We start from the raw sequence: 17,197 nt of genomic DNA, 5'->3' as shown, positions 1-17,197 counted from the left end.
TTTTTAAATTTGCTAATAAATTAAAACTATTTAATATGGGAAGAGCTTTTGAATTTCGTAAAGCACGTAAAATGAAACGTTGGTCTGCAATGAGTAAGGCCTTTACAAGAATTGGTAAGGATATAGTTATGGCTGTTAAAGAAGGTGGTCCAGATCCTGACAGTAATTCTCGCTTACGAGCAGTTATTCAAAATGCAAAGTCTGTAAACATGCCTAAAGATAATATTGAACGTGCTATAAAACGTGCGAGCGATAAAAATCAAGGCGATTATAAAGAAGTAATTTTTGAAGGCTACGCACCACATGGCATTGCAGTATTAGTTGAAACTGCTACTGATAATAATACACGTACTGTAGCAAATGTGAGAAGCTATTTTAACAAATGTGATGGAAGTTTAGGAACTTCAGGTTCAGTAGTATTTATGTTTGACCGTACATGTAACTTTAGAATTAATAGTGAAGGTTTGGATGCTGAAGAAATAGAATTAGAATTTATAGATTATGGTGCTGAAGAAGTTTTTGCTGATGATGATGGTATTTTGATATACGCTCCTTTTGAAAACTTTGGTTCTATACAAGCTGAATTAGAAAAAAGAAAAATAGAAATTCTATCTTCTGGTTTTGAGCGTATCCCTCAAGTAACTAAGCAATTAGATGCAGAAAAAGTTGCAGATGTTGAAAAACTTCTAGAAAAATTAGAAGAAGATGACGATGTACAAAACGTATATCACACCATGGAAGAATTATCAGAGTAAGACATATAAATTTGATAAAAAAAGAGAGCATAATGCTCTCTTTTTTTATATATAATAGTATGAAAATTAAATGAATACCATACTAATATCAATAAAAAATAGTTTTAACATATTATAAAGATTATTTTATTATCAATTTCATAATTTCAAACTCTTAAAATAAATAACATTTTAACAACTAAATTAAATATGAAAACCAATCAAACCAATCGCTATTTTAAAATAGCTATGGTTTTTATGTTAGCGCTATTTATGATGCCATTTCAAGCAGAAGCGCAGCGTAAAAACAAAAGGAAAAAGAAAGGACAAGAAGTTACAGCTCCTGCTCCACCAAAAAAATCTAAAGAAAAAACTATTAAAGACTTAGTAAAGAAAAGCGAAAAAATTGAAGGCTTATTTACTATTTATCGTGATACTATTAATGGTAGTACACAAATGGTAATTTCTGAAGATCAATTAAACAAAGAGTTTATTCACTTCATGCAAGTAGCTAATAGTGCTACAGATGCTGGTGCTTTTAGAGGTGCTTATGGTGGTTCAAAAGTCTTTAAAATTGAAAAGTTTTATGACAAGATTGAGTTTGTAACTCAAAACACTTCTTACTACTTCGATCCTAACAATGCAATTTCTAAATCTAAAGACGCTAATATTACTCCAGGTATTATGGCTAGCTTTAAAATTGAAGCTCATGACAAAGAAAAAGGATTATACTTAGTAAAATCTGATGGTTTATTTTTAAAAGAAACATTAGCACAAATTAAAGGCCCTCGTTTTCCAGGACAGTCTCCTTTTGCTTTTACATTAGGAAACTTAGATAAAGGAAAAACTAAAATCAACTCTATTAGAAATTATGAAGACAATACAGATTTAGCTGTTGAGTATGTATATTCTAAATCTTCAGTTTTAAATGGAGGTTCTGCTGCAGTAACTGATGGTAGAAATGTAAGTATAAAAATATTTCACAGTTTAATCTCTATGCCAGAAGATAATGGGTATGAAATTAGATTAGACGACCCAAGAGTTGGATATTTCTTAACGCAAGTAACTGACCAAACTGCTACAAACTCTGTACCATACAGAGATTTAATCCACCGTTGGAATTTAGTTAAAAAAGATCCAAACGCTGCTATTTCTGAGCCAGTAAAGCCAATTACATGGTGGATGGAAAATTCTACTCCTGAAGCTTGGAGAGATATTATTAGAGAAGGTGTTCTTGAATGGAATAAAGCTTTTGAAAAAGCTGGATTTAGAAATGCTATGGTAGTAAAAATGCAGCCAGATGATGCAGATTGGGATGCTGGAGATATAAACAAAAATGTATTACGATGGACATCTTCTCCAAATCCTCCTTTTGGTGGTTATGGACCAAGTTTTGTTAACCCAAGAACTGGTGAAATTATGGGAGCTGACATTATGTTAGAATATGTGCACTTTACTAACAGAGTGATGTATGATAAGATGTTTGATTTAGCTGCAAACCAAAAAGAATTTGATGCATCAGATTACTTAAAGAATAACAAATTATTTTGTTCAATGGGTCATGTAATGCATGAAAACACAATGTTTGGTCAAGCTGTATTAGCTGCTGCCAATGCTGGTGATTTAGAAATGGAGCGTATGAAAAAAGAAGCTATGAAAGCTTTAATCATGCACGAAGTAGGTCATACATTAGGACTTAACCATAACATGAAAGCAAGTCAGTTGTTCTCTCCTGAACAATTAGCTGATGCTGATTTTATTAAAGGAAAATGTTTAACAGGTTCTGTAATGGATTATGCTGGTATTAACTTAACTACAGATAGAAGTAAGCAAGGACAATACTATGACACATCTGTTGGACCATATGATGTTTGGGCAATTCAATATGGATACACACCTTTTAAAACTGAAGCTGAGAAAAATGCTTTATTAGAGCAATCAACTAAACCAGAATTAATCTTTGGTAATGATGCTGACGATATGAGAGCTCCTGGAAAAGCAATGGATCCAAGAGTAATGATTGGTGATTTATCTAACGACCAAATAGGTTATTCTATTGATAGAATAGAAATGGTTAATGGATTAATGAAAGATGTAAAAGCTAAATTCACTAAAAAAGGAGAATCTTACCAAGAGTTGAGAAGAGCTTATTATATTTTAAGCGGACAACGTGCTACTGCTACAAATGTTATTTCTAGATTTATTGGAGGTGTATATGTAGATAGAGCTATGGCTGGACAAACAGGAGAAACTCAACCTTATACACCAGTAAGCTTAGAAGACCAAAAAAGAGCTATGAATGCATTAAGCAAGTATGCTTTTGCTCCTAATGCTTACGATGCTCCAAATGATTTATACAACTATTTAGCAATGCAACGTCGTGGATATAATTTCTTTGCTAGACCAGAGGATCCAAAAATCCATGCACAAGTATTAGCTTATCAACGTAATGTATTACGTCATATATTACATCCTAATACATTACAAAGAATTACAGATTCTGAGTTGTATGGCAATAAATACACTATGTCTACTTATATGTCTGATTTAAACAAATCAATTTTTGCTGCAGATATTTATGGAAATGTAAATTCATTTAGACAAAACTTACAAATTGAATACACAAACTATTTAATTAATATGCTTACTGGAAAGCAAAGTTCTAGATTCACAAATAATGCAAAATCAATGGCATTATATAACTTAAAGAAAATTAGAACTATGGCTGCGCCTTCTGGAAATGTTTCTTCTAGAGCACATAAGCAACACTTAAGAACTTTAATAGATAATGCTATAAAAGAGATTAAGTAAGTAATTTACTAGTTTAAATATAACATTAAAGCCATTGCAATGCAATGGCTTTTTTGGTTTAAAAAAAGCTATTTCTTGGGGAAGAAATAGCTTTTAATAGTTATTATATTATCTAGTAAATGTTTCTTTTTAGTGACATGCAACATGTTTAATTTATGTTTCACTTACCAAGCTAACTAAACCTATTAGAAAAGAAACAAAACTTATGCCAAAATGTGAAAATAGACTTAAAAATTAGGAGTACTCTGGTACTTTGCCTACAACTCCTTCATAAAAAGATTTCATGAATTTAAAATCAGCTTCTTTATCATCAGTTGGGTAAAATGGTTCAGAGAACTTGTTCTCTTTGTTTTTAAAATCAAGTGTAAACATTACAATAGGTACGTTGGCAGTTTTAGCTATGTAATAAAAACCTGTACGCCATTTATCAACTTTTTTTCTAGTTCCTTCTGGAGCCATTGCCATTCTAAACACTTCATGTTCATCAAATAAACGAGCAATAGCCTCAACTTGGTTTTCATTAGATTTTCTAATTACAGGAGCACCACCAAGCGCTCTAAAAAAGAAACCAAATGGAAATGTAAATAAAGCTTTTTTGCCAACAAAATTAGACTTGATACCTACTACAGAACGTAATAAAACTCCAATATAAAAGTCATGCCAACTCGTATGTGGAACTGCAATAATTACTGCTTTTTTCACACTATCAAAATCTGAAAAACCAGTAACTTTCCAACCTAATAATTTATGATATATAAACTTGGATAGCCAACGCATATCTACATTTTTTTATACAAAGCTTTAATACTATCTCTTGTTATTCTTTTCTTCCAGTCTTTACCTAGCGCATTTTCCCAAAGAGGCTCTAAACTTAGTGATACATCTATCATAATATCAAACTCTTCATCAGCAAGATTTGAACAGACACCATTTGGAAGTTCAATGTTATGTATTTTTTTCATTTCCTTAAAGAGTTTAACTCCTTCAGGGTAAAACTCTTCCAATTGGTCAAAAACAATACAATTACCAATACCATGCTTTGTTCCTAGAAGATAAGATAAACCATAACTTAATGCGTGTGCGATACCAACTTGTGAATAAGCTATACTCATACCTCCATGCCATGAAGCCATCATTAATTTATCTTGAGATTCTTCAGTATTTAATTTATTATCTACAAATACTTCTTTACATAATGAAAATGCCTTTTCTCCATAACTTTGACTAAATGCATTTAAAAAAGTTCCGTTTAAAGATTCGATACAATGTATAAAACAGTCCATTCCTGTATAAAACCATTGGTCTTTTGGTACATCTTTACTTAATTCAGGATCTAGAATGACTTGGTCAAATGGAGTAAAATCACTATTGATTCCTAACTTTCTTTCTGGTCCAGTTAATACTGTTGTTCGAGAAACTTCTGCTCCTGTTCCAGAAATTGTAGGTATTCCAACGTGATAGACTGCTTGATTTTTCACTAAATCCCAACCTTGATAATCACTTGCAATACCACTATTAGTAAGCATTATTGAAACTGCTTTGGCCAAATCTAATACAGTACCTCCTCCTATTCCAATAATGCCAGATGGTTTTTCTCTAGAGTTTAAAATGATGTCCTCTACTAATTCATCAACTTGTGAAGTTTTTGGTTCTTCATTTGCAGAAATATAAATTATATTATCTTCATAAGACAAAGGTATTCTAGAAGTCAACCACGCATTACCTTTAAATACATCATCAACTAAAAATACAAATGGTGCTTTAGTATTAATACGTTTAGGTGAAATAATTTCTTGCAACTGATTAAAACTACCTCTCCCAAAAACTACTCTTGGTACCATTGGAAAATTCTTATAACTCATTCAATTATGATATATATTAAACACTAAAATAGTGTAATTAATTATTATTTAAATATTGCTGGAAATTTTCTGCAAAATATCCAACATGCAAACCATCAACTAATGCATGACTTACACTTATTGATACATTCATTTTTTTACAATTTCCTTCTTCATAAACTTTACCAAAAGATAATTTTGGAACCGAATCTGATTTTCCAGAAAAAGCTTCTTTATTATTTGTGAAATTAACCCAAGGTAAAGCTGAACAATGAATACAATCCAGTCTATTTTCTGGAGGATAAAAGTCATCAGTACTTAAAATTCGTTGCTTTTCAGAATTAATATTTTTTATAAACTCTCTAATATCTTCAGAATATTTAATTGAAGATAAAGCAAATGTATTATTTACTCTCATTAATGTAGCAGAGGCATTAATAACATCAAACTCTACTACTTTACCATTCAATATTCTATATCTTAAATTATCTACACTATTAATTGCTCTCATGCAATCGTGCAAATATTTAGCAAAAAAACTAATGCCATTAAGCTTTGCAAAGTTATAAGCATAACTAACATCAAAAGGAATAGTAACCGCAAAACTAGGGTCTAAAAAATCCTTAAAATGATTATAGTGCTGCTTCCTTTCCCAAGTATTAATGTCAATATATTTCATCTACTTCAAAATATTAATTATATCATTAATCTTTGAAACCGTTTTGTATTGCTTTCCATTAGTTTCTTTCTCAGTAACTTGTTCATGAGCCCAAGTTGTATGAAAGGGAACATGTATTGCCTTTGCGTTAATATTTACTAATGGTAATATATCTGATTTTAAAGAATTTCCAATCATTAAAAACTCTTCTGGTTCAATATCTAAATGATTTAATAAACGTTCGTAATTTGCTTCTTTTTTATCACTTAGCACTTCTATGTGATGGAAATAATTAGTTAAACCAGACTTTTCTAATTTTCGCTCTTGATCCAATAAATCGCCTTTTGTTGCTAATATTAATCGATAGTTATTAGATAAAGTTTTTAACACCTCTTCCACACCATCCAATAAATCTACAGGTTTATTAATCATATCTTTTCCAATATTGAGAATTTTTTCTATAGTATCATTAGAAATATCTCCATTAGAAATTTCAATAGCTGATTCTACCATTGATAGTACAAAGCCTTTTACTCCATAACCATAGATATCTAAATTATCCATTTCTTTTTTAAAGAGCAACTGATCAACTTTATTTGCAGTCTCATAAGCACCTAAAAGCTTTGCAAATTCTAATTCTGCTTCACGAAAATAGGTCTCATTTACCCAAAGTGTATCATCTGCATCAAATCCAATAACTTTTATATTTGAATAATCTATTTCCATAAACGCTTAGCTCTTTCTAAATCTTCTGGAGTATCAATTTCTACACCTTCAATATTAGTTTCAACCATTTTTATTTTCTTTCCGTACTCTAAATATCTAATACATTCAATCTTTTCGGTAGCTTCAATAAACTGCATTGGCATTTTAGTAAAGTCTAACAATGCTTCTTTACGAAAAGCATAAATCCCTTTATGCTTAAAATATCTTGCTCCAGCTTCTTTATCTCTTGGGAAAGGGATTGGGCTTCTAGAAAAATATAAAGCGAAACTACGTTGGTCTACAATTACTTTTACAGTATTTGGGTTATTTATCTCATCCCAATCTTTAATTTCTACCATTAAAGATGCTAAGTCAATCTCTTTGTCGTTATCATCATGAAATACATTAAGTACTTTTTCTAGACTTTCTCTTTCGGTAAAAGGTTCGTCACCTTGCACATTAACAACAATATCACAGTCAACATTAGCAACTGCTTCTGCAATTCTATCGCTACCCGACTCATGCTCTTTAATACTCATAATGGCTTTACCTCCATTAGAGGTAATTTCATTATAAATTATGTCACTATCTGTAACAACATATACGTCATCAAATAAATTTGTTGCTACTGTAGCCTCATAGGTACGTAAAATAACCGTTTTACCTTCTAAATCTTGCATTAATTTCCCAGGAAAACGAGATGCACTATAGCGTGCCGGAATCATTGAAATTATCTTCATTTGAAATATTTCTTACAAATCAAAAATACAGAAATTTAATAGAATTTATGTCTTTGTGCTTTTAATCTTTTTGTAAATCTTAAAAATGATATATACAACTATAAGTACAAGAACAAAACCTAAAATTGGAACAAATATAGAGGCTATAGTCATAATAACTGAAGTACCTGTTTCTACAGTAGAAACAATTGGATTACCCACACCAGCGGTTGAAGCTGTTGATGCTAATCTTGTAGCACCAGAAGCACCAGAAATTGCAGCAGCAGTTCCTCCTCCAGCAATAATAGCCAATGCCCAAGTTATTTCTGGACTTAAATCTGCAACTGTGGATACCATAACAGCTGTTCCTGCAATAGCTGCTAAAGGAACAGCTATAGAGTCTAACAAATTATCTACATAAGGAATGTAATAAGCAAAAATCTCTACAATAGTTGCTACACCAAGAATAATTAAAGCGGTAATACCTCCAATCCACTCCCAGTTTTCATTAAGCTGCCAAATATTAAAATACGAAGCTAAACTAAGAGCAAATAATGGTAAGAAAACTCTAAATCCTACAGATGCTGCCAAACCAATTCCTAAAAAAATACTGATAATTGTTTCTGAAGTCATTTTACTAATTTAAGAAATTAGTTTCAAAAACTATTCCTCAAAAAAATCGTCTTTAAAACCAATAAGATATAGTTTTTCTTTAGCTCTTGTTACTGCTGTATACAACCATCTTAGGTAATCCTTATCTATACCATTTGGCAAATAAGGTTGCTCTACAAATACAGTGTTCCATTGACCTCCTTGTGATTTATGACAAGTAATAGCATAAGAAAACTTAACCTGTAATGCATTTAAAAAATTATTCTGTTTTACTTTTTTAAACTTTCTATAAGATGAAGTTTCATCTTCATAGTCTTTTAAAACTTCTTGGTATAACTTATTAGATTCTTCATAAGGTAATGAAGGTGTTTCAAGCTTAATAGTATCTAGCATTAAAACGGTTTCAAATGGTCGCATTCGTGGATAATCGACCATTCTTATTTTTACTTCGGCAAATCTAAAGCCATACAATTCTTTAATAGCAAATACTTCAAGAACTTCTATAATATCTCCATTAGCAATAAAACCAGCTTCACTTGATGGTTTTAACCAAAAGTAATTATTCTTAACTATCATTAAGTAATCACCAGCAGTTAACTCATGTTCATTAAATAAAATGCGTGATCTTATTTGTTCATTATATAAGTTTGCTCTTTTATTAGAGCGTACAATTATTGCTGTTTCCTCATTACCTAAATTAGAATAAGAATCGTTAATAGCATCCATAATTTCATGTCCATCTATTAACCTAACAATATCTTTAAAACCATTTAAGTTAAATTTAAAGCTTTCAAAAAAAGAGTTAGCTAAAGCTTCTCTTAATAATGTTGCATTAAACAAGATACCAGAATCTTGTTCTTGCCTAACTACTTCATCAAGCTCCATACGCTCTACTTCTTTATTGTAGCTCAGGCTTAAGCTATTTTCATTCAATGCTGGACTGATGTCTAGTTTAACTGGAGGTAATTGTGCAGTGTCTCCTATTAATAAGAGTTTACATTGATGTCCAGAATAAACATATTGCATTAAATCATCTAATAAAGAACCACTACCAAATAATTTGGCTTGACTTGGCAAATCTGAAATCATAGAAGCCTCATCAACTATAAAAAGTGTTTTTTTATGTTTGTTTGGAGCTAATACAAATGATACTTTACCACTCTTATCATGCCTTATGGTATAAATTTTTTTGTGAATGGTAAAAGCTTCTTTTTTAGAATAATTACTGATAACTTTTGCTGCCCTTCCTGTTGGAGCCATTAAAACAGCACTTTTTTTAGCCTTCCATAGATTAGAAACTATAGTTCCAATTATAGTAGTCTTACCAGTACCTGCAAATCCTTTTAAAACATATAACAAATTAGGTGATGTACTAAAAATAAAATTTGAAAGTTGCTGTAACACAATATCTTGCTTAGAAGTTGGTGCAAAGGGGAAATCGCCTTTTATGGTTGAATAAAATTCTGAAGAATTCATTAAATATTACAGCTGGTTTTATTTTTTTCAAATATAGAAATGATTTTTACTAACAATCACTTTCGCTAATAAAAAAAAATTGTAGATTTGCGTTAGACCATTAATTAAAATTTAATAAACTCACTATGATAATTATTGCTGCAATTGTTGTAATCTTACTTACAATAGCTATCGTTTGGTTAATCGATAAATTTGTTCCTAAAAAATTTAAACCTGTTATTTTAATCGTTCTTTGGGTAATAATTGGATATTTAGGTTATATAACTTTTATGTCTGTTTATGGAGAAATCCAATTTAATAAATTAAAAGACAAGCGTTATAAAGTAGTTATTGAAAATTTAAAGGATATTAGAGATTCTCAATTAGCTCACAGATCAGTAACTGGACAATTCCAAGGTAATTGGGATAACTTAGTAAAGTTTATTGACACTGCTGAATTTACGCTTACTCAACGTCGTGATTCAAGTATTTTAGATCAAGAAATGACACGTCGTTATGGTGTAGATACTTATAAAGACATTGTTATCATTGATACTTTAGGAACTGTTGGTGTTAAAGACTCATTATTTGGTGCTGATTCAAGATATAAAACAATGATGAATATTCCAGTTGGCAAAGCAGGTGAAAAATTTGAATTAAAAGCTGGTTTATTAGACCAAAACGGAATCAACATTCCTGTGTTTGAAGTATTGGCTAAAAAATCTGTTATCTTAGATGGTCAAGACAAAAACCTTATTGCAAAAGAAAACCAAGTAGTGTCTGTAGATGGTGTAAATGGTGATGCATTAAAAGTAGGATCTATGGAAGAAGTAAATACAAATGGAAACTGGCCAAAAAATTATTCAAAAGAACAATAACATAGACCAAAACCTATATAAATTGTCCATTCAAGTTAGCTTGAATGGACTTTCTTTTTGTGTATTAAATCTAGAAAACAAAACTATTGCCTTTTCTAAAACTATTAAGTTTGATAAAAGGCTTACACCAAACGAAACCCTAGATAAGTTAACACACCAATTTAATACTGAAGACTTTTTAAATAACACGTTTAGTCAAGTTACTATTGTTCACGACAATGAATTATCAACCTTGGTACCTAAAGCGTTATTTAATGAAGAATACATAGCAGATTATTTAAAATTTAATTCTAAAATTCTTAGAACAGATTTTATCACTTTTGACGAGCTAAGCATTAATGACTCTGTTAATATTTATGTACCATACGTAAACATTAACAATTACATTTATGATCGTTTTGGTAATTTTGAATACAAACACTACTCTACTGTTTTAATTGAATCTTTATTAAACAACGACAAGTATTCATCTGATGACAAAATGTATGTTAATGTAAATAACTCACATTTTGAAATATTAGTAACTCAAAACAATAACCTAAGGCTATATAATACGTTTGAGTTTCATACAAAAGAAGACTTTATATACTATATTTTATTTACTGCCGAACAATTAAACTTGAACCCAGAAGAGTTTAAATTATTGCTTTTAGGTGATATTAAAAAAGAAGATGACTTATTTAATATAGCATATAAATACATAAGAAATATTAGCTTTATTACAGCTAGAAAAAAGTATGCAATTCCTCAAAATATCGATATGACTATTGCTAAAGATCTAATTATTTTAAACAGTTTTTAATGCGTATTATTTCTGGAAAATATAAAGGAAGACGTATCACAGCTCCAAAAAAATTACCTGTAAGACCAACTACAGACATGGCAAAAGAAGCCTTGTTTAATATTATAAACAACCTTTATTATTTTGATGAACTTTCGGTACTAGATTTATTTAGTGGTACAGGTAATATTAGCTATGAATTTGCATCTAGAGGTACAGAGCAAATAACAGCAGTGGATCAAGATTTTGGTTGTATCCGTTTTATTAATAAAACTGCAGAAGAGTTTGATATGCCTATTCAAACAATAAAATCTAATGTCTTTAAATATTTAGAATCTACAAAGCAGAAACATTCTTTAATATTTGCTGATCCTCCATATGCATTTTCAGAAAATCAATTTGAAGAAATTAGCAATGCTATCTTTGAAAATGAACTACTTCACGAAGATGGTTTGTTGATAATTGAACATTCAAAACATACAGATTTATCAAATTTCAAGCATTTTAGTTATTCAAAAAGTTATGGTGGAAACATGTTCAGTTTTTTTGAAAACACTATTAAAGACGAAGAGTAAATTTCTGTATATCACTTTTTTTCAGTAACTTAGAAAATTCCTTAAGCACTTTCCCAACTCTTATTGACGTCTATTTATTAAATAATTACTGCTCAAAATTTATTATGTCTTATTACTTAGTAATGTATTAATTAGACTATTAATCAACTAAATAATAAACACATGAAAACTATTAAAAAAGTACTAGTTACATTAGTATTAATGGCTTTTGCCTTTAATATTTCAATCGCTCAAGAAAAAGAAGCCAAAGAGGAAAAAAAATCAACCATGTTATCACTACATACAGATAATGTGAATTTTTCTATGTTGCAAGAATACGAACGTTTAGCCAAAGAACTAAAGGAAAATTGCGAAAAACATAACATTCAAGGAATAAACTGGACAACTGTTTCTATTGAAGATGGACGTTATATATATGTAACACCTATTAAAAATATGGCCGAACTTGACAATAATCCAATGAGCGCTATTTTTGAAAAAATGGGAAAAGAAGCAGCTGGAAAATTATTTGATGATATGGACAAATGCTACGATTCACATAGCAATAGCATCACCCATCATATTCCTGAGCTATCACATATGCCAGAAGGATTTAGTAAAGAAGGAAAAAACCATCGTGAATATCATTTCCTTTACTATGCACCAAAAAATGGAAAAGCAATGTACGAAGCCATGAAAAAGGTAAAAGAAGCTTTTGCAGAAAAAGGAATTAAAAATGGATACGATGTTTACCATAGTGGATTTGGAGATGAAGAAAGTTATTTTCTAGTATCTGTTCCAGCAACAGACAGTGTAGAAAGTGCTCAAAATGGAAAATCCAATAATACTGCTTTAGGTGAAGATGGTAATGCTGCTCTTTTTGAAGTAATTAAATTAGCTATGAAATACGATCAAATTGAAGGAAGAATTAGACCAGATTTAAGTTATTATCCAAAATCAAATTAAACCATGAAAAAAACACTAATCTTAATTCTTTGTATTGTTCTTTTAGGATGTAAAGAACATGAAGTACGATATACACAAAACTCTCCTGAAATTGACGCATTAAAGGAGAATATAAAAAATTACAACGATAAAAATTGGGAAGCATTAACTAAGCATTATGCAGACACGTCTAAAACATTTTTTAATACAAGAAAAAAAGGAATGTCAACCAAAGAAATCATTGACTACCATAAAGCTAATGATGAGAATTATTCAAATAGAGGCTTTGATCTAAGTGAATCAGAATATGAAATGGTAGTTACAGATGAAGGCCATACTTGGGTAAACTTTTGGGGAGATTGGTCAGCAACTCTAAAAGGAAACAATAAAACGGTAAATATTCCTGTACATTTAACTTCACAATTTATTGATGGGAAAATTGTAAGAGAATCTGGTTATTGGGATCCAACCGAAATAGTATTAATGCTACAAGAAATGGAAGCAGCAAAAGCTGTAGATTCTACTTCAAGTGAGTAGTTAATAATTCATTTAAAACAAAAAGTGTGGTTAATACCACACTTTTTTTATGCTTAAGTAAATCTATAAGCCGAATCCTGTACTCTAAAAAAGAGCCCTTATCATTTATCTACATTTACTGTTACCAGCAAACTTTAGCTGCCTACCCTCCAACATCGAGCGTGCAGCCCTCAAACATTGGTATACATGACATTGCACCACATAGAGTTTACCTGATTTCACTACAGCATTACCTGTACATCCTTTCTGTTGCACTTTTCCTAACCTCGCGGTTGGTGGCTGTTAACCACTATGATTGCACTATGGTGTTCGGACTTTCCTAACTAAAACAAGTTTTAGCTCGATAAGGCGATTTACTTGTGCACAAAAGTAAATAATTATTTATGTTTTCTTTCGCTATTCAAGCATTAGATTTTATATTTACCTAATTAATAAATTCTTACATATAAATGAAAAAATCACTTACACTTTTAGTATTAACAATTTTTCTCTCTTTTCAAGCTAGTGCTCAATTTGGAATGCCTAAACCAGAAGATGCTAATAAAATAAAAGAGCGTACATTATTGGTTGTTTTGGATGAAGTAAATGAAAAATTAAAAAAGAAAATTGAAAAGAAACCTGAAAAATTTCAGAAGTATGCTGATGAAATTAACGCATACAATGAAAACTTAAAGCGTACTATAAAGAATACATGGAATTTTTCTAGTGATATTAGATATGTAACTAAATCTGAATTTATAAAAATTAGAAAGAATAAAAAAGACAGTAAATCTTATGCTTATTTCACGAATAACGTTCAAAGAAGCCCTGATAGACTCTTATCTAGCTCTAATTCTATAAGCACACCAGATATATACACTCTTGATTTAGGTTTAGCTGATGAGAAAAAGCCTTTTCACTCAATGATGTATACAACATCACACCCAGGTGAAGCTGACTTAACTTTTATATTACAACAATTTCAAAATTTACTTGTAGGCTTACAAAAATCTGAAGGCAAAAAAAGACCTTCAAGAAAAGAAATGAAAGCTGAGTTTGCTAAGAATGCAAAAAAAATAAAAGAAAAAACTTTACTGTTTGATAAAGAAAAAGTGGAAAAGAAACTTTTAAGTCAAATTTCTAAAATCTATAAATTTGATTACGAATTAACTGATAGAGAAACAATTGACAAAGCCATACTTTCAAGAGATTCTAAATATGCATATGTTAGAGCTTTTCCAATGTATCAACAAAATAGTTCAAGTAGTGGTAATGCAGGTAAAGTATCTGTAGGTTTTTCTGTTTCTAAGCTCATGTATGTTCAATACGTAGTAGATGCTGAAAATGGAGAATTATTAGCTTATGCAGCACCAGCGACAGTAGGTTTAGGAGGCAATTTAGCTACAAGTACTAAATCAAGTAATGAAAAAACTTCTGTTAAAGATTTAAAGAAAATAGTAGAAACGATGAAATAATCATTTTAACTATTTGATAAAAAACACTAGAGCTTTCAATTCATTAAAATTGAAAGCTCTTCTTTTTTGCTTACTTAAAACTTGTTAATAACTCATTTCAATTTTCGCTTTCTAAATTTCAAATTTTATATTGATTTTTTAACTTTGTTATACATTCAAAAGCATCATTCTTGATGCCTTAGCAAACACAGTAAATTTGGAACACTTTATAGTCTCAGCGCGTAAGTACAGACCTCAAACATTTAAAGATGTTGTTGGTCAGCAAGCTATTACCAATACTTTACTGAATGCTATAGAAAATAATCATTTAGCACAAGCACTTTTATTTACTGGGCCTCGTGGTGTTGGTAAAACAACTTGTGCACGTATTCTTGCTAAAATGATTAATGAAAGAGGTGATGAAAACATTGATGATGAAGATTTTGCTTTTAACATCTTTGAACTCGATGCTGCTTCAAATAACTCGGTTGATGATATTAGAAATTTAACAGATCAAGTTAGAATTCCGCCTCAAGTTGGCAAATACAAAGTTTATATTATTGATGAGGTACATATGTTGTCTCAATCGGCTTTTAATGCGTTTCTTAAAACCTTAGAAGAACCACCAAAACATTGTATTTTTATTTTAGCAACTACAGAGAAGCATAAAATAATTCCTACCATTTTATCGCGTTGTCAAATATTCGATTTTAAACGTATTACTGTTAAAGATGCAAAAGAATATTTAAAGCATATTGCAAAAGAACAAGGTATTGAAGCTGACGATGATGCACTTCATATCATAGCTCAAAAAGCAGATGGTGCAATGCGTGATGCGCTTTCTATTTTTGATCGTGTAGTTAGTTTTTCTGGAAAAAACTTAACACGACAAGCTGTTACCGAAAATCTTAATGTTTTAGATTACGAAACATACTTTAAAGCAACCGATTTAATTTTAGAAAATAAAATTCCTGAATTATTAATTCAATTTAATACAACTCTATCAAAAGGATTTGATGGTCATCATTTCATTGCTGGTTTAGCATCTCACTTTAGAGATTTATTGGTTTGTAAAACTCCTGATACTATTGAATTATTAGAAGTTGGTGAGCAAACAAAAGAAAAGTATTTAATTCAATCGCAAAAATCTAATCAATCCTTTTTAATTAAAGGTATCGAGTTAGCAAACGAATGCGATTTAAAGTATAAAACAAGTAAAAATCAACGCTTACTCGTTGAACTTTGTTTAATGCAGCTTGCCTCTATCACTCATGATGGAGAAAAAAAAAATACTAGTCACTACATAATTCCTGCATCTTATTTTAGACAAAAAGGTATTGCTCCAATAAAAGTAAATTTACCTAAGCAAGAAAGCACTAGTAAAAACACAATAACTACAAGTAGTAGTTCTGATGAAAAGAATAAAGCGCAATCTGCTTTTGCAGTAAAAGAAACTCCTAAAATTATACTTAACAAATCCAATCGAAAATCTTCAGGATTATCATTAAGTAGTATCAAGAAAAAAAAGGAGCATTTAATAAAACAAATGGAAGTTGTTGTTGATGAACAAAACTTACCAAGTGATGCTTTTACCGAAGAAGCTATGCAAGAAGTATGGAATGAATTTGTTCAAATTACCAAAAAACAAGGAAAACATATTTTAGCCTCCATTTTAGAAATTGATACACCTAAACTTATTAATGAAACTACAATTAAAGTTGCATTTCCTAATTCAACTAACAAAATTGAAGTTGAGCGTCAACAATACGATTTATTAGCACATATAAGAAAAAGTTTAAACAACTATTCAATTAGCTTAGAAATTGACGTAAACGAAGAGTTAGAAAAGCAATATGCTTTTACACCTCAAGATAAATACAATAAGTTAAAAGAGAGAAACCCTAATATAGATTTACTACGTAAAACTTTTGATTTAGACATCTAATGAAATACTATTTTATCATATTGGTTGTTTCTATAGCCTTCTTTACCAGCTGTGATGGAAAGGAAAGAGCCTATAAGAGCAATGACGAAAAAATTAATGATAGTAATTTATCTCAGTCATATTTTGAACAAGTCAACTATATTCCAGAAAATAGCTTTAAACAAGAAATAGATACTATTTTAGGCAATGGTTTTCATGTTAAAATTAAAACCTATACTGATTTAAATAACAATGTCACTTTTACAAAAACACAAGATACTTTTAAAAATATAGACCATTATAGAAATTTTAAGTATGACCTGTTTATTGAAAAAGATGGTAAAGTAATTTACAATGAAAGTTTTGATAAAGAAAAAGCTAACAAACTATTAGGTTATAAAAATGATTTTCCAGAAGAATCACCATATCATAATTTTAATGACCTTGCTGTTCTAAAATCTATAGAAGTTGATGATGAGCCAAAACTAAAAGATAAAGTATTAATTGATATTGTTTATGCAATACCTGAATCTAATCGTTATGCTGTTCATACCCTTTTTATAAATGAAGATGGAAAAACTAATGTTGTTCACGTTGAAATAAATTAATT

At 30.1% G+C, this 17,197-nt stretch carries 17 protein-coding genes and 1 other RNA gene; 10 read left to right on the top strand and 8 right to left on the bottom strand.

Annotated elements, in window-relative coordinates:
- Positions 1-35: 35 nt before the first annotated feature.
- Together ACLII3_RS13920 and ACLII3_RS13915 are read left to right on the top strand one after the other, a co-directional pair.
- The gene (locus ACLII3_RS13920; protein WP_412984837.1) at positions 36-755 is read left to right on the top strand and encodes a YebC/PmpR family DNA-binding transcriptional regulator; all 720 of its coding nucleotides are present in this window, start codon (positions 36-38) and stop codon (positions 753-755) included.
- Positions 756-944: 189 nt separating this feature from the next.
- Positions 945-3,545, top strand: a complete 2,601-nt coding sequence (locus tag ACLII3_RS13915) for a zinc-dependent metalloprotease (RefSeq protein ID WP_412984836.1) — start codon at positions 945-947, stop codon at positions 3,543-3,545.
- Between the two features lie 234 nt (positions 3,546-3,779).
- On the opposite strand, the gene ACLII3_RS13910 is transcribed toward ACLII3_RS13915, so the two are convergent.
- The 7 genes from ACLII3_RS13910 to ACLII3_RS13880 are packed head-to-tail and all read right to left on the bottom strand — an operon-like array spanning position 3,780 to position 9,556.
- Positions 3,780-4,322: a 1-acyl-sn-glycerol-3-phosphate acyltransferase gene (locus ACLII3_RS13910; protein ID WP_412984835.1), complete on the bottom strand. Its 543-nt coding sequence runs from the start codon at positions 4,320-4,322 to the stop codon at positions 3,780-3,782.
- 2 nt (positions 4,323-4,324) lie between these two features.
- Positions 4,325-5,407 (bottom strand): iron-containing alcohol dehydrogenase family protein, encoded by a 1,083-nt coding sequence (locus ACLII3_RS13905; RefSeq protein ID WP_412984834.1) that lies wholly within the window; start codon positions 5,405-5,407, stop codon positions 4,325-4,327.
- Positions 5,408-5,444: 37 nt separating this feature from the next.
- Positions 5,445-6,065 carry a CatA-like O-acetyltransferase gene (locus tag ACLII3_RS13900; RefSeq protein ID WP_412984832.1) on the bottom strand — a complete coding sequence of 207 codons (621 nt, stop codon included), beginning with the start codon at positions 6,063-6,065 and terminating at the stop codon, positions 5,445-5,447.
- Positions 6,066-6,770 carry an HAD family hydrolase gene (locus tag ACLII3_RS13895; protein WP_412984830.1) on the bottom strand — a complete coding sequence of 235 codons (705 nt, stop codon included), beginning with the start codon at positions 6,768-6,770 and terminating at the stop codon, positions 6,066-6,068.
- Positions 6,761-7,489: a 3-deoxy-manno-octulosonate cytidylyltransferase gene (gene kdsB / locus ACLII3_RS13890; protein ID WP_412984828.1), complete on the bottom strand. Its 729-nt coding sequence runs from the start codon at positions 7,487-7,489 to the stop codon at positions 6,761-6,763. The genes ACLII3_RS13895 and kdsB overlap by 10 nt, the downstream gene beginning before the upstream one ends.
- A 45-nt stretch (positions 7,490-7,534) precedes the next feature.
- The gene (locus ACLII3_RS13885; protein WP_412984827.1) at positions 7,535-8,101 is read right to left on the bottom strand and encodes a DUF4126 domain-containing protein; all 567 of its coding nucleotides are present in this window, start codon (positions 8,099-8,101) and stop codon (positions 7,535-7,537) included.
- Between the two features lie 30 nt (positions 8,102-8,131).
- Entirely contained in the window at positions 8,132-9,556 is a 1,425-nt protein-coding gene (locus tag ACLII3_RS13880; RefSeq protein WP_412984826.1) for an ATP-dependent DNA helicase, read from the bottom strand.
- Between the two features lie 125 nt (positions 9,557-9,681).
- Between ACLII3_RS13880 and ACLII3_RS13875 the strand changes: the two genes are divergently transcribed.
- From ACLII3_RS13875 to ACLII3_RS13855, 5 genes are all read left to right on the top strand, one after another.
- Positions 9,682-10,413, top strand: coding sequence for a hypothetical protein (locus ACLII3_RS13875; RefSeq protein ID WP_412984825.1), 732 nt, complete (start codon positions 9,682-9,684; stop codon positions 10,411-10,413).
- On the top strand, positions 10,376-11,215 hold the full coding sequence (locus ACLII3_RS13870) for a DUF3822 family protein (protein WP_412984824.1): 840 nt from the start codon (positions 10,376-10,378) through the stop codon (positions 11,213-11,215). Before ACLII3_RS13875 ends, ACLII3_RS13870 begins: the two co-directional genes overlap by 38 nt.
- The gene (gene rsmD, locus ACLII3_RS13865) at positions 11,215-11,769 is read left to right on the top strand and encodes a 16S rRNA (guanine(966)-N(2))-methyltransferase RsmD (protein ID WP_412984823.1); all 555 of its coding nucleotides are present in this window, start codon (positions 11,215-11,217) and stop codon (positions 11,767-11,769) included. Before ACLII3_RS13870 ends, rsmD begins: the two co-directional genes overlap by 1 nt.
- A 162-nt stretch (positions 11,770-11,931) precedes the next feature.
- Positions 11,932-12,714, top strand: coding sequence for a hypothetical protein (locus tag ACLII3_RS13860; RefSeq protein ID WP_412984822.1), 783 nt, complete (start codon positions 11,932-11,934; stop codon positions 12,712-12,714).
- Between the two features lie 3 nt (positions 12,715-12,717).
- Positions 12,718-13,230 carry a nuclear transport factor 2 family protein gene (locus ACLII3_RS13855; protein ID WP_412984820.1) on the top strand — a complete coding sequence of 171 codons (513 nt, stop codon included), beginning with the start codon at positions 12,718-12,720 and terminating at the stop codon, positions 13,228-13,230.
- 50 nt (positions 13,231-13,280) lie between these two features.
- On the opposite strand, the gene rnpB is transcribed toward ACLII3_RS13855, so the two are convergent.
- An RNA gene (gene rnpB / locus ACLII3_RS13850) (RNase P RNA component class A) lies at positions 13,281-13,590 on the bottom strand.
- A gap of 89 nt (positions 13,591-13,679) precedes the next feature.
- Here rnpB and ACLII3_RS13845 point away from each other — a divergent pair.
- The 3 genes from ACLII3_RS13845 to ACLII3_RS13835 all read left to right on the top strand — a co-directional run bounded on the left by ACLII3_RS13845 (position 13,680) and on the right by ACLII3_RS13835 (position 17,195).
- The gene (locus ACLII3_RS13845; RefSeq protein ID WP_412984819.1) at positions 13,680-14,684 is read left to right on the top strand and encodes a hypothetical protein; all 1,005 of its coding nucleotides are present in this window, start codon (positions 13,680-13,682) and stop codon (positions 14,682-14,684) included.
- A gap of 196 nt (positions 14,685-14,880) precedes the next feature.
- Entirely contained in the window at positions 14,881-16,608 is a 1,728-nt protein-coding gene (gene dnaX / locus ACLII3_RS13840) for a DNA polymerase III subunit gamma/tau (RefSeq protein WP_412984818.1), read from the top strand.
- Complete coding sequence (locus ACLII3_RS13835) at positions 16,608-17,195, top strand: hypothetical protein (RefSeq protein WP_412984816.1); 588 nt, start codon at positions 16,608-16,610, stop codon at positions 17,193-17,195. The genes dnaX and ACLII3_RS13835 overlap by 1 nt, the downstream gene beginning before the upstream one ends.
- Positions 17,196-17,197 lie beyond the last annotated feature (2 nt).

The sequence above is a fragment of the Pontimicrobium sp. IMCC45349 genome, from assembly GCF_047219225.1.
Classification (GTDB): Bacteria; Bacteroidota; Bacteroidia; order Flavobacteriales; family Flavobacteriaceae; genus IMCC45349.
Note: the sequence above shows the minus strand (reverse complement) of the source record. Positions and strands in the feature narration are given on the sequence as shown.

Bases quoted from the DNA above. Each gene is read 5' to 3' on its own strand.
- ACLII3_RS13875 (WP_412984825.1), top strand. From the start codon at position 9,682: ATGATAATTATTGCTGCAATTGTTGTAATCTTACTTACAATAGCTATC.
- kdsB (WP_412984828.1), bottom strand. From the start codon at position 7,489: ATGAAGATAATTTCAATGATTCCGGCACGCTATAGTGCATCTCGTTTT.
- ACLII3_RS13835 (WP_412984816.1), top strand. From the start codon at position 16,608: ATGAAATACTATTTTATCATATTGGTTGTTTCTATAGCCTTCTTTACC.
- rsmD (WP_412984823.1), top strand. From the start codon at position 11,215: ATGCGTATTATTTCTGGAAAATATAAAGGAAGACGTATCACAGCTCCA.
- ACLII3_RS13915 (WP_412984836.1), top strand. From the start codon at position 945: ATGAAAACCAATCAAACCAATCGCTATTTTAAAATAGCTATGGTTTTT.
- ACLII3_RS13895 (WP_412984830.1), bottom strand. From the start codon at position 6,770: ATGGAAATAGATTATTCAAATATAAAAGTTATTGGATTTGATGCAGAT.
- ACLII3_RS13880 (WP_412984826.1), bottom strand. From the start codon at position 9,556: ATGAATTCTTCAGAATTTTATTCAACCATAAAAGGCGATTTCCCCTTT.
- ACLII3_RS13860 (WP_412984822.1), top strand. From the start codon at position 11,932: ATGAAAACTATTAAAAAAGTACTAGTTACATTAGTATTAATGGCTTTT.
- ACLII3_RS13900 (WP_412984832.1), bottom strand. From the start codon at position 6,065: ATGAAATATATTGACATTAATACTTGGGAAAGGAAGCAGCACTATAAT.
- ACLII3_RS13845 (WP_412984819.1), top strand. From the start codon at position 13,680: ATGAAAAAATCACTTACACTTTTAGTATTAACAATTTTTCTCTCTTTT.
- ACLII3_RS13870 (WP_412984824.1), top strand. From the start codon at position 10,376: ATGGAAACTGGCCAAAAAATTATTCAAAAGAACAATAACATAGACCAA.
- ACLII3_RS13905 (WP_412984834.1), bottom strand. From the start codon at position 5,407: ATGAGTTATAAGAATTTTCCAATGGTACCAAGAGTAGTTTTTGGGAGA.
- ACLII3_RS13855 (WP_412984820.1), top strand. From the start codon at position 12,718: ATGAAAAAAACACTAATCTTAATTCTTTGTATTGTTCTTTTAGGATGT.
- ACLII3_RS13910 (WP_412984835.1), bottom strand. From the start codon at position 4,322: ATGCGTTGGCTATCCAAGTTTATATATCATAAATTATTAGGTTGGAAA.
- ACLII3_RS13885 (WP_412984827.1), bottom strand. From the start codon at position 8,101: ATGACTTCAGAAACAATTATCAGTATTTTTTTAGGAATTGGTTTGGCA.
- ACLII3_RS13920 (WP_412984837.1), top strand. From the start codon at position 36: ATGGGAAGAGCTTTTGAATTTCGTAAAGCACGTAAAATGAAACGTTGG.